Genomic DNA, 10,729 nt, shown 5'->3' with positions numbered 1-10,729 from the left:
ATACGGAAGCCTTTATAAAAGCGCATTTTTTGAGAGGCATGATCAAAACAACGAGCTAGTAATTCGACGGATTTACTACGATTTCGATCATAAGAAGAATCATCTAATACTAAGACCTTCGGTCTGTTATTATTCGAGAGTTTCGTTACTTTTCCAATTGTGTGGACACTAAGAAACAGTAAAAATTTACGCCACGCGAAGGTAGACTGATTCAAGAAACGATAGACGGAATCCTTTGTAGGAAAATCGACAGATTTTCTACTTTCAAGCGTCCGATACCAATTCTTGTTTTCAAAGATCAAGCAAAAAATTAATTGGAAAAGGTAACCACAGGAAAAGCCCAAAGACTTTGTAATACCAGCTTTTCTTAGATGTTTTAGTACCTGTAATTCTTTAAATGTGGAAGTTAATTCATTTGGTAGTTGCTTATTTTGACTATTATTCGATATCATATAGGAGGCACCTCTTCTGTGTGGTATTGTGATTCTCGACAAATCAACTATACCAAATGAAGAGGTGTTTTTTCATGCCTATATTTAAAGTCAAGTACTCTACTTCAACGGTTCTAAGCGTTACACCCATTTAACCTCATCACATTTTTCTAGGTGCGAAAGTTGAGTTATTTATAATTAAGGTCAGATCCTTAATTAAGCCGAAAATATCATGCCTAATGCTTACTTTTTTTATTTTCTTGAAATGCTCAATGGAAGAGCTCGCTTTTCGCTCCAAAAATTATAAGAGGACTCTCACTTCGGCAAATCAACAGATGATATACCTTGGTTTGATTGTGGAATTTACACCAGAAAGCAAAAATAATATCAGGGAAATTTATTTGAAAAGTACAAAAATTAAAGGCCCAACTCAGGGAGAGTAGGGCTTTAATTCTTGCTATTAACATAACAGCACCGGGAGTTTAAAGGTAAACCCATTTGCTCCCTTTTTATGTACTTTGATTCTGATTTAAGAGATTTTTAGAATGATACTACAGGAGGGTCAATCCCTAAAACGGGCACTCCATCAACTGTTAACCAAATATAATAATGGTCAATTTCTTTTCCAGTGATTTGTTCAATTTTTTCAATCATTGATTCTTGAACTTGGAAAGAATAAGCTGAAGTTTCTGGACCTAGCGGAATGCCTTTTAATCCTAATTGGTCAGCTATTTGTCTTGCCTGATCATTACTTACTTCAATATATTTATCATATTGAGGCAGGTATTCAGCTGATGCTGGTTTTACGATGACAACAACTGATAATAGCATTGCCATCACTAAAACTACTAATTTCTTCATCTCTTGTTTTCCTCCTTAAATCATTTTATTTTGCAAAGATAAAAATATATCTACAATGTCAGGGTTGTACATTATACCCCGGCATCGGAGTATCTCTTCCAATGCTTCTTCTTTAGACATTCCCTTTTGGTAAACCCGATCTGTTGTCATTGCATCATAAGAATCAACAACCGCTATGATGGATGCTTCAATGGAAATTTCGTTTTTCTTTAACCCAAAAGGGTAACCTTTTCCATCATATCTTTCATGGTGTTGTTCCACAATTGGACCAGCATCCACTAAAAGTGGTACTTTGGTACTTTCCAACATTTCTCTTCCATAGGTGGTGTGTTTTTTCATGATCTCCCACTCTTGAGCAGTAAGTTTACTAGGTTTCCGTAAAATAGATAATGGAACTTTTACTTTCCCAACATCATGAAGAAAAGAAGCTTTATTTAATACTAGAAGCTGTTTTGCATTGAACCCTAGTTGCTCACCGACTAACATGGAAAATCTATTGATTCTAGAACAATGGTCTACCGTGTAGCCATCTTTTTCTTCAATAGATACAGCTAAATCCATTATATCATGAGAAGCCTTACTGTAGTGGTGAAAAATGGGCTGTGAGGTAATATATAGAAATTCCGTTGTTTGATTGGATTGAAAAATAAAATGATTTGTAACAGGACTCTTAAAGAAGGAATCACCAGATTTTAATACTTTAAACCCATTACCTGTGGGATATCTTAATTCACCAGACAATACTAGTAAATACTCTAAAGCCGTCCATCCTTCGGTAGGTTCTAATGCCCATCTTACTCCAGAATTTAGCTTATGGTAAATAATTTCTGTTCCGTCTCCAGATGCCAAAAGGGATATTTGGACACCTCTTACATAGACTGTTTCAATAAAGTCTTTTTGATTTATGTCCACCTAGAAACATCTCCTCCGTTTTCTTCTATAAGTCTATTGTAACAAAAATATTTGATATTTTTTATTAAATTATCTGTAAACTAGTAGCTTTATATCATTTAAAAATTGTACCTTAGCAAATAGGTTGAATCCTTTAAATCCAGCCTTGAAAAGGAAAATACATACAATGACTGATAGACTCTTTATATGTATAAGCAATTATGAAACAGAATGGACAAGTGCTAATTTAATAATGAAAAAGTGGCTTAACCTTCTGGAACAAAATAGCAACGTACCTTAGAGTATAGCCAGTGTCATATTCAATCCAGAGACTGACACCTTTAAACAGGAAAAGTTTGCATCAAAAAAGCCCTTTGTTAGAGGGCTTTTTTAGGATATTCCTAGAAACAGATTACTGCACCAACGATAATCAGCAAGATGAATAATACAACGATTAAAGCAAAACCGCCATATCCAAAGCCGCCGTAGCCATAACCGCCACAACCACCGAAACCACCATAACCAAACATTTTATAAAACCTCCCCCGTTAGACTTATTCCCTATACTTTATGTTAGGAAACTAAGAATGGAAGGGCGCTTTCCCTAATTTTTATTAGGACATTCCAATTGCCTACCTTGAACTTTAACCTTAATTTGGACGGTCTCATGCTTCCGAAATATGAGATCGTCCCCATGTTTCCAACTAATCATATGATTTCACTGTTGGAGCTACGTAATCGAGGAATCTGTCGAGTAGTATATCTGCTTTTTCTTCCATGATGATCATTGAGCGGAATTTTTCTTGAAGAAATTTTTGTTCAATTATATGATCAAACAGGCTTATCAGCGGGTCGTAATAGTGCTGAATGTTTAGCAGACCGCATGGTTTTTGATGTAATCCAATCTGTCCCCAAGTGAATACTTCAAAAAACTCTTCTAATGTTCCAGTTCCTCCAGGCAGGACCACAAATCCATCCGCTAAATCAGCCATTTTTGCCTTTCGTTCATGCATGGTGTCTACCATAAACAGTTCGGTTAATCCTTTATGAGAAATTTCACGCTCGACCAGCACTTTTGGGATCACACCAATTACATGCCCGCCTTCATGTAAAACGGTATCTGCGACGGCCCCCATTAAGCCGTTACTAGAACCACCGTAAACTAATGTTATGTTCCGTTTGGCTAACTCCTTTCCTAATTGAATGGCGCCAAATTTATAAGCTTCAGAAGCACCGAGACTGGAACCGCAATAAACAGCTAATCGTTTCATGGACTTCCTCCTTTTTCTATTTAGTCTATGTTTGTCCCAGGAAAACTAGAATTATGAAGCAAGGGATGTACCGGGACAATTGTTGCACTTGTTCGAAGCAGTAGTAAGGGGTGGTCTGCTGCAGCAGGAGATGCCCCTTTTTCCATTCTTGGCAAGCTCTCTACCTATATTTTATTAAAAATCGTCTGTCTTTTGTTATGTAAAACTCCGGGGTATTTAATCAAACGGTTAATACTTCCTACTTATCTTTTCCATTTATTTAGAAATGTCTTTCGGTGGTCGAACCGTCCCCCTGCTTCCATTCTGCTTTTAATATGGGTATAATACAATAGGAATATTATCTAAATATTTTCATCCATAAAAATCTAATGAATGATCCTTAAATTAATTAGCAATTATTAAATAGTGGAGATGTATTCAAAATGAAAATTACAATTGCAGGAACAGGCTATGTAGGATTATCCAATGCCATTTTATTAGCCCAGCACAATGAAGTGATGGCCCTTGATATTATCCAAGAAAAAGTGGATATGATTAATAATAAAAGGTCGCCAATTTTGGATAAGGAGATTGAGGAATACTTAGCAACAAAGGAACTTAACTTAACGGCAACAACTGATAATTATCTAGCGTTTAAAGACGCAGAGTACGTCATCATTTCTACTCCGACAAACTATGACCCGGAGATGAACTATTTCAATACTAGATCGGTTGAAGCTGTCATTGCTAATGTCTTATCCATTAATCCAGACGCCATCATGGTGATTAAGTCGACTGTACCTGTCGGCTATACAGAGAAGGTTAGAGAGAAGTTTGAAACTGAAAATATTATTTTCTCACCTGAGTTTTTAAGAGAAGGAAAAGCCCTTTATGATAACTTGTATCCTTCTAGAATTATCGTTGGCGAACAATCAGAAAGAGCTAGAGTGTTTGCTGATTTATTAGTTGAGGGTGCTTTGAAGGAAAATATCGATGTTTTGTTTACGAATTCAACGGAAGCAGAAGCGATTAAGCTGTTTGCTAATACCTACCTTGCCATGAGGGTCGCTTTTTTCAATGAGCTTGATTCGTATGCTGAAGTAAGAGGATTAGATTCGAAACAAATTATTGATGGCGTTGGTCTTGATCCGCGTATTGGAACGCATTATAATAATCCATCCTTTGGATATGGCGGATACTGCCTGCCTAAAGATACTAAGCAGTTACTAGCTAATTATTCAGATGTTCCTAATAATATCATGACAGCTATTGTGGATGCGAATAGAACGAGAAAAGACCATGTAGCAGAAATGATAATTAAAAGGAATCCTAAGGTTGTCGGTATCTATCGACTTACGATGAAAATGGACTCAGACAACTTTAGACAATCGGCTATTCAAGGCGTAATGAAGCGTATTAAAGCTAAAGGGATTGAAGTCGTCGTCTATGAGCCAGCACTACATGAAGAGAAATTCTTTAATTCTCGAGTCATTAATGATTTTGAAGAATTTAAAAAGGTATCAGATGTGATTGTGGCGAATCGGTTATCCGATGAGCTGAAGGAAGTTAAGGATAAAGTGTATACTAGAGATCTATTCAGCCGGGACTAAAAATTTCTCGGTCTCAACTACCCAGAGACGCCTTTTAAGAGTAACCAAAGTTAATCAATTCCTCAAAAGCCTATTTCCTACTATATGTAGGGATTGGCTTTTTTTTTATAAAAAAAATCAATGGAATACAGTTCTCGACATTTCTTTGAAACCTTTTTAGAGAGAAAGCCTTTAAGCGAAGACAGTTAGATGACGGGCCGAAAGTCAAGGGTTAAAGGGATTGAGGCCCAAATCAAAAGTTATTGTCCTTTTCCAGTAAGAAGGGTGTATGTTCATAAACTAGGCGCAGATAGAGCTTATCTCGGACTTATGATTTATAAAGTAAGCGAAAAACACGAACATTAACTAGTTATTTTGTATTAATGTTCATATTTTTGTTGAATATCTATTAATGGTTTGTTATTCTAGTAAAGTAATAATCGTAAATTTCATTACTCGTATATACTCGGAAATATGGTCCGAGTGTCTCTACCTGGTTCCCAATGAAAGAACTAGACTACGAGTTAAAGTATGGGCAATTCATCGGCTTTTGAGCTGCTGCCATCTTATTTTTAGCAAGAGGTTTTTTTGCTAAATCTTTACACTTTGGCTTTGTAGGTCTAGAAGGTAGGAGCGTTCTACTATTCCGGGCCTTTTTCTGTGGGGAAAAACTACGAGTATGTCAAACAACTAGAGAAAAGGGGAAATTATTTATGAAAAAGGGAGTTCTAAACAAGAACATCTTATTTGCAGCGATTGTCGTCTTGTTAGTAACCATGCTTGCAGGCCGCAATTCTTCATTATTTAAAGAAACAAAGGTAGAAGGTGCGGGGAGACCTATTCTTATTGAAGGTCCAATGCCAATTGAAGCCGAGAAGTTTGCGGAGAGACTAGAAAAAGTAAAGATAGAAAAGTCGGGAACTTTCGTATTCTATAAAGGGAAATTAGACGGTTATCCTGTTATAGTGGCAAAAACAGGCAAAGGGATGGAGAACACTGCAGCTGCTACAACGCTGGCAATTGAAAAATATAACCCCATTGCCATTATCAATCAAGGAACATCTGGAGGACATGATCCGTCTTTAAACGTATTTGATATCGTGTTAGGAAAAAGAGTCACCAACATCGGTTCATTAAAAACGGAAACGAAAAATGCAGGCGAGGGAATGGACCCTAGTCAATGGATTCCAATGGATTTAATGGCTTCTGAAGGAAGCGGAAATGATATCAATACCAATAAGGTCCGTTACTATGAGGGTGATAAAGACCTGCTTGCAGCAGCTAATGCGGTAAAGGATCAGTACACGAAAGGTAAGGTTGTCGAAGGTACGATTGGGTCAGCAGACTTCTGGAACAATGAAGTGGATCGAATTAACTGGATTCATACGAATTACGGTACATCAGTAGAAGAAATGGAAGGTGCTGCGGCCGCACAAATTGCAGATGCCTATGATGTAGCATTTTTAGGAATTAGAATTCTGTCCAATAATAAAACAAATGGCGGAGCCTATAACCCTAATACAGCGGAAGCAAACCAGGAATATGTTTATGAAGTCGTAAAACAATACATCACAACTATAAAGAAATAAGTAGTGGAAGCAGGGGGACGTTTCTCCTGCTTCCTTTTGGTTGGATCGCTAATAAGGTGTCTGAGTGATTGTCAGCAAGATCCAGTAGTGATTAATCGACATTTCTTTCATACAGTTGGAGAGAGGAATTCAGCTTTGGCGGGGATTATCTCATTTTTAAACAAATGTTTGATTAATGACGAATCATTGGGGAAAGCCGTGAATGAGGTAAGTTCTATCGAAAACAATAGAATTTTCCGGGAAATTAAGTTTTTGTCTGTGAAATACGCTAACTTTTATCGACAATCTTTTTTCCTGTCTTATAAGAGAAAACCATACGCTACGAACCTTTTGGCTGTTTTAATTAAACGTTTGAATAGTTTAGTATATAGGGGAAAATGGTCGAAAGATTGTCATTAGTGAAATTAGGAGGCGTTATTCGCAGTAGGTTTATGATTGCAGCCTAATGATACATATGTTATTCAACTATGTAACAAGTCCTTAAGATTCCTAACTCTAATCCTTTAGCGGTAAAATTCTACCACCGTTTATGAACCGTTTTCTGTGGAAAAATCTATGGCGAAGAAATCACTTCAATAAAATGGTAAAATGGTGAAAATATCTTTTTTTGGAGGTTAGTATGAGCGTCGAGGAGATTATGGAGAAGTTGGCCGAATTGGGTTCAGCGCAAACCAAAAAAACGTTTTTGAATCACGGGGGCAGTGGCCATTTTTTTGGAGTTAAGGTTGGAGATTTAAAAAAGCTCGTCAAGCATGTCAAAAAAGACCAGGAGCTGGCTTTGGCTTTATATGAAACAGGAAACTCTGACGCTATGTATTTAGCAGGACTGTCTGTTAACCCGAAATTGATGACAAAGGAAACACTTCAGGAATGGGTTCATAAAGCAAACTGGTATTTGCTTGCTGAATATACTGTTGCAGGAGTTGCCGCAGAAAGTCCGCATGCTATGGAACTTGCGCGTGAATGGATAGAGTCAGAGGAAGAAATGATTGCCGTGGCTGGCTGGAGCACTTATGCGAACTATCTATCGATTACTCCTGATGAAAAGCTGGATTTAGAGGAGATCCGAGCTTTGCTCTTAAGGGCGGAGGCAACGATTCATCAAGAAAGAAACCGGGTTCGGTATGTGATGAACGGATTTGTGATTAGTGTAGGGGCCTATGTGACTGCACTGCATGATGAAGCGATAAGAGTTGCTGAAGCGATTGGCAAGGTTCATGTCAATATGGGCAAAACTGCGTGTAAAGTTCCTCTCGCTGTTCCCTATATCAAAAAGATAGAAGAACGTAATAAAATTGGTGTGAAACGGAAGACTTGTATTTGTTAGTGGGAGCATGGGGACGTTTCTCTTGCTTCTTTTTGCTACTAGATAAGAAGGACTAGAACATTTCTCGACAATATTTTGAGCCACGGTGATGGGTCAATCCAGGATTTGTCTGTTTTAGATTTGTTTTAAACAAACGTTTGAGTAATGTTGAAAAGGTGCGAAATTCTTGGACTCTTGTCAGAATGATAGAAATTTGGTGAAAGTAGGTTGTAATCAGCTTCGTTCTTGTAAGAGTTTCGACAAACTTCTATGTAATCACTTTATGAAAATGCTTATAGGACAATACTTGGAGCAGTTTTAACCAATCGTTTGATTAGTACAACATATATCGAATTTAGGTCGAGGGCTGTCGTTTCGTAGAGATTTTTTTAAAAAATAGGTTATTAGAATTAAAGATAAACTATTATGATAGGGGATAAAGGAAATTGTAGGATGTATTTTTTGGGGGGGGTCTATGAAGTTTGTTTTGATATTTGGACCGCAAGCAGTTGGTAAAATGACAGTGGGGCATGAATTAGAAAAAAGAACTGATTTGAAACTATTTCATAATCACATGACGATTGAATTAGTTACTCCCTTTTTGAATACGGCACGAAAGAGGGAAACCGGTTAGTAAGTCTATTTCGCCAAGAAATATTCGAGGCAGTAGCTAAAAGTGATTTGTACGGATTAATATTTACTTTTGTTTGGGCGTTTGATCTTCAAGCCGATTGGGATTACGTCGATCATATTTGTGAAATATTTGAATCAAGTGGTGGGACAGTGTACTTTGTTGAACTTGAGGCAGATTTGAAAGAGCGGATTGAGCGGAATAAAGGCCCGCACCGGCTTGAACATAAACCGACAAAGAGAAATGTGGAGTGGTCTGAGGCTAATTTGAAGAAATCAATGAAAAAGTATCGGTTAAATTCGTTAGATGGGGAAATCACGAAGGAGAATTATTTAAAAATAAATAATACCAATTTGAGTGCAGAAGAAGTAGCGAGAATAATTAAAGACAAATTTCAGCTATAGAAAGAAGCATGGGAACCGTCTCCATGCTTCTTTTCCAATACCAAATGTTAGGCTGAACAAACCTTATATGGCGGGACGTCCTTTTTTAATCGTAAAATTATCAGCCAGCAATGCCCAGTTAGACGGGTACGGATAGCCTAATGCCCAGTAACTGATTCCACGGAGGTTAAATTCCTTTGCTAAGTCGAACTTCGCTTGTGCACTCCGGGCATCCTCAAACCAAACCTCATGGCCGCGGCCTTGTTCATCCGTGTATCGGAAAAATGGTGATTGTGTGGTGGTATCATACTGAATGGCTGCTCCGTATTTGACGGCACGGGCAATCGCTTCTTGGGTACTAAACGTTTCTGCTTCTTGTCCTTGTACATGTGGAAGAAGCCAATCACGAGCGTAAATTTGGAAGCCTAAAAATATTTTTTCAGCCGGAATGACGGACCTTGCGTATTCCACGACGCGTCTCATTTGGTTAATAGGTGAGATCGCCTGTGGCGGCCCGAGCCGGTATCCCCATTCATACGTCATTAACACCACAAAGTCGGCAATTCGACCATGGGCCTCATAATCATGGGCTTCGTACAATAAACCAGCTTGTGTAGCACTGGCTTTTGGAGCCAAGGCGGTAGATACAAAATATCCTTTAGGATGCAGGCGATCGACTGCTAGTTGAAGGAAAGTATTATAATTCTCGCGATCCGCTGGCAATACATTTTCAAAATCGATGTTTGCACCCTTATACCCCTTTTGGTCCATAATTTGAAGCATATTTGTCAGGACTTTTTCGCGTAAACTTGGGGTGGATAAAAGGGTATGTGCCACATTGGAGCCGGCTGCTGATGAGGTGAAATTCGTAATTGACATCATCGGTACCACATTTTTTGCTATGGCTGCTTGAATGGTTAACTCATCATGGGCTGGAGTAAGATCACCATTTTCACTGATTAGGTAAGCAAACGGACTTATATAGGTTAGATAGGGGGCCAGCTCATTTACTGTGTCGGCGGCCGCTTGGTCAGGTTGATACGTATAGGCATTTACTTCAATCGTCGGTTTTCGTGTCGGAATTCTTAACGGAGTTCCCTGATAAATGAGGTTTGGATTTTGGATCTGATTTTCATTGATTAATTCTTGAACGGTTATCCCATAACGATTCGCAATCTGCCATAGGGTTTCGCCGGCTTGAGTGACGTGAATCCTTGGAGGGATGATTAACTTTGTCCCTGGATATAAGAGAGAGGGATTGGTGAGTTGATTGGCTTGGATGATGGAGTTAATCGATACTCCGTACTGCTGTGAAATGGCCCATAACGTTTCCCCATATTTAACTATGTGCGATGTACCAGGGACGGGAATGACTAACGACTGGCCAATTACCAGCTGATTTGGGTTTTGTAATCCATTTAATTGAACAATTCCATTCATATTAACATTGTATCGATTCGCAATTTGCCAAAGTGTCTCTCCGCTGCTGACAACATGGATGACCACGGGCCTCTCCTCCTGCTTTTTATCAATAATGTAGTATATGCAGGGGAGCGAGGGGACGGTTCTCATGCTTCGAAAGAAGCATGAGAACCGTCCGAGACACTGAAAAAGTCGACTTTTTTTATCCCGCTCGTATACTTAATTCAATTATTCTTGGAATCTTGAGATTTTTTCAAATGATTTTATGGCATGATCAGATGCAGATTTAAAAAGGATAGTATGCTTGCTATCCTCTTTAAATTTACCGCTAATACATTAATTTTGCTTGCGTGGACATGCATGGTTCTCATGCTTC

General features: G+C 38.3%; 8 protein-coding genes, 2 pseudogenes and 1 riboswitch. Of the genes and pseudogenes, 4 read left to right on the top strand and 6 right to left on the bottom strand.

Annotated features, from left to right (window positions below):
• The 5 genes and pseudogenes from M3226_RS23935 to M3226_RS23915 all read right to left on the bottom strand — a co-directional run.
• Positions 1 to 452, bottom strand: a pseudogene (locus M3226_RS23935) (IS4 family transposase); the annotation flags it as partial.
• 519 nt (positions 453 to 971) lie between these two features.
• On the bottom strand, positions 972 to 1,292 hold the full coding sequence (locus M3226_RS23930; protein ID WP_251571158.1) for an 8-amino-7-oxononanoate synthase: 321 nt from the start codon (positions 1,290 to 1,292) through the stop codon (positions 972 to 974).
• A gap of 15 nt (positions 1,293 to 1,307) precedes the next feature.
• Complete coding sequence (locus M3226_RS23925; RefSeq protein ID WP_251571157.1) at positions 1,308 to 2,204, bottom strand: HD domain-containing phosphohydrolase; 897 nt, start codon at positions 2,202 to 2,204, stop codon at positions 1,308 to 1,310.
• Positions 2,205 to 2,584: 380 nt separating this feature from the next.
• Positions 2,585 to 2,713: a YjcZ family sporulation protein gene (locus M3226_RS23920; protein WP_144565903.1), complete on the bottom strand. Its 129-nt coding sequence runs from the start codon at positions 2,711 to 2,713 to the stop codon at positions 2,585 to 2,587.
• 174 nt (positions 2,714 to 2,887) lie between these two features.
• Positions 2,888 to 3,454 (bottom strand): LOG family protein, encoded by a 567-nt coding sequence (locus M3226_RS23915; RefSeq protein ID WP_251571156.1) that lies wholly within the window; start codon positions 3,452 to 3,454, stop codon positions 2,888 to 2,890.
• A 422-nt stretch (positions 3,455 to 3,876) separates the two neighbouring features.
• Between M3226_RS23915 and M3226_RS23910 the strand changes: the two genes are divergently transcribed.
• The 4 genes and pseudogenes from M3226_RS23910 to M3226_RS23895 all read left to right on the top strand — a co-directional run bounded on the left by M3226_RS23910 (position 3,877) and on the right by M3226_RS23895 (position 8,952).
• Positions 3,877 to 5,043, top strand: coding sequence for a nucleotide sugar dehydrogenase (locus M3226_RS23910; RefSeq protein ID WP_251571155.1), 1,167 nt, complete (start codon positions 3,877 to 3,879; stop codon positions 5,041 to 5,043).
• 415 nt (positions 5,044 to 5,458) lie between these two features.
• A riboswitch (purine riboswitch) is annotated at positions 5,459 to 5,562 on the top strand.
• 173 nt (positions 5,563 to 5,735) lie between these two features.
• Positions 5,736 to 6,611, top strand: coding sequence for a 5'-methylthioadenosine/S-adenosylhomocysteine nucleosidase (locus tag M3226_RS23905; RefSeq protein WP_251571154.1), 876 nt, complete (start codon positions 5,736 to 5,738; stop codon positions 6,609 to 6,611).
• Positions 6,612 to 7,230: 619 nt separating this feature from the next.
• Positions 7,231 to 7,938 (top strand): DNA alkylation repair protein, encoded by a 708-nt coding sequence (locus tag M3226_RS23900; protein WP_251571153.1) that lies wholly within the window; start codon positions 7,231 to 7,233, stop codon positions 7,936 to 7,938.
• Between the two features lie 454 nt (positions 7,939 to 8,392).
• Positions 8,393 to 8,952: pseudogene (locus M3226_RS23895) on the top strand (AAA family ATPase).
• Positions 8,953 to 9,015: 63 nt separating this feature from the next.
• On the opposite strand, the gene M3226_RS23890 reads toward M3226_RS23895, so the two are convergent.
• Positions 9,016 to 10,437, bottom strand: a complete 1,422-nt coding sequence (locus M3226_RS23890; protein ID WP_251571152.1) for a LysM peptidoglycan-binding domain-containing protein — start codon at positions 10,435 to 10,437, stop codon at positions 9,016 to 9,018.
• Positions 10,438 to 10,729 lie beyond the last annotated feature (292 nt).

The sequence above is a fragment of the Neobacillus cucumis genome (genome assembly GCF_023715505.1).
This window is presented reverse-complemented; position numbering and strand designations above follow the sequence as displayed.